The sequence below is a fragment of the Winogradskyella pelagia genome (assembly GCF_017581965.1).
Classification (GTDB): Bacteria; Bacteroidota; Bacteroidia; order Flavobacteriales; family Flavobacteriaceae; genus Winogradskyella; species Winogradskyella pelagia.
In genome coordinates this window covers 1-1778 of record NZ_JAGEVF010000032.1, presented here as the reverse complement: position 1 = coordinate 1778, position 1778 = coordinate 1, and the positions used below count along the sequence as shown (strand labels likewise).

Sequence of the window (1778 nt, the reverse complement as noted above, 5' to 3'; positions counted from 1 at the left end):
ATTAGAGATTATAAGGAAGTCGCCTTCTCTAATTATTGTTTAAGAATTTATTATCTTTTCATTCTCAAAGCAGAACTACGTTTAACCCTGCAGTTATATACAATTACTCCCAATCAAAATTTTAAGTCATTATGGAAAAATCGGAAATGAAAAAAATAGCGCTAATTCTTTTTCATGTCCTGGCGCTACTGTTTATGATTATTTCTGGGTTTTTATTCCTGACCGAAGTTTTAGAGGAGAGTGCTAACCCAAGGGATTACATTGATTCTTTTTCACTTAGCATCCCAAGGGTCTTTTCTACTATTGCTGTACTCATTGGATTCTTGAGTTGGTTAACAATGGTTGTAAATTGGATTCGAAAACGAAAATTAGATAATTATCTGAAACTCGTACTATTTCTAACGTCATTGATAATCCCTGGATTAGTATTACTTTTAATAAAGAATTAGTTCTACAACGTGTTCATCGTTGTCGTAACAGTATATAACAACGTGTAAAGCTCATGGCTTTGAATACACTGAAATTTATTTACCTTTAACTTAAATAAATTCCGTGTAACTCACTCAAACGCTAAAGCGCCACGAGCCCTACACGAACACGTTGGCTACAATTAGAAAAAACAGATAATTGCAAGAAAATAGACCATATAAAAATATCACTGACTTAAAATCAGAAATGAAAAAAGTGAGCGATGGATTCCAGTCAATCAATAATAATATGATAGCGGTTGGAATGGACTATAAATTCTATTTGGACTCTAAATTTACGGATAGTAAAATATATGAATTTAGAGATAATATTCTGTATCGATTAAGAGCGACTAGACTTCATATAAATATCTTGGTTAACCTTCTAAGTTCATTGGATAGAGAATTATCTGAGATATTCAAAAGTGAAAATGGTCAAATGTCAATGCAAATTCATTTTGAGAATAGAAAGTCTGATATTTCAGCTTTGTTCGACAGTATTATTTTCCACACCATTTCAGCATTTGATTATGTGAGTAATTTAGTAGCTTTTTTAAGTTTAAAAAACCATAAAAAACTAAAATGGAATGAACTAGCACAATCAGTTCGAGACCCGAAAAATGAATTACACGAATCTAGTTTCAGTGAACTTATTGACAAACTTGACCGTGAGTTAATTGGACGACTTTATAAGCATAGGTCTGATTTAATACATTCTGGAAAAGATGGAGAAAAATCTTCTTTATCTATTGAATTAATCAACGGGAAAGTAAAGACAAAAATTTTAGCTTCAAACAAGTTCAATAAGAACTTCAGTGAGCTAAGAAAACTAAACAAAGAATATGATTTATCAATATCATATATTTTATTTTGGCTTTTAGAAAAAACTATTGATTCTATTATTGAAATTCAGTTTGGATTAAAAGAGTTTATGGAAAAAAACAAGAAAAATGACCTACCTTTTATGTTTATGAAAGGACCGAATAACGAAATTTTACCTGTTTCGACAAATTATTGGAGTGGAAAAAAATAACTGTAGCCAACAATGTATAACCGCAATTACGGCGGATTCGACTACGTCCGAATCCACTCGGAATTGCGAACGTCAGTGCTTAACCGAAAATTAACGCATATAAACCCGTAACTGACGGTTATACGAGACCGATGAGAACACATTCGCCAAAGGCGAACTTTAATTACTACGTGCTTAGCACTCTCGTCCTTAAAGCAAGGTGTTCTCATCTGCAGGGTTAAACCAAATTACTTCTAGTCATTAAACCAGAATTATCCCCTTTGACGGGCTTCGAGCCA

General features: G+C 32.6%; 2 protein-coding genes. Both read left to right on the top strand.

Features of this window, described 5'->3' with window-relative positions; genetic code table 11:
- The first annotated feature begins 131 nt into the window (after positions 1-131).
- Positions 132-449, top strand: a complete 318-nt coding sequence (locus J4050_RS15100; RefSeq protein ID WP_208155451.1) for a hypothetical protein — start codon at positions 132-134, stop codon at positions 447-449.
- Between the two features lie 178 nt (positions 450-627).
- Entirely contained in the window at positions 628-1500 is an 873-nt protein-coding gene (locus tag J4050_RS15095; RefSeq protein ID WP_208155450.1) for a hypothetical protein, read from the top strand.
- Positions 1501-1778: the final 278 nt, after the last annotated feature.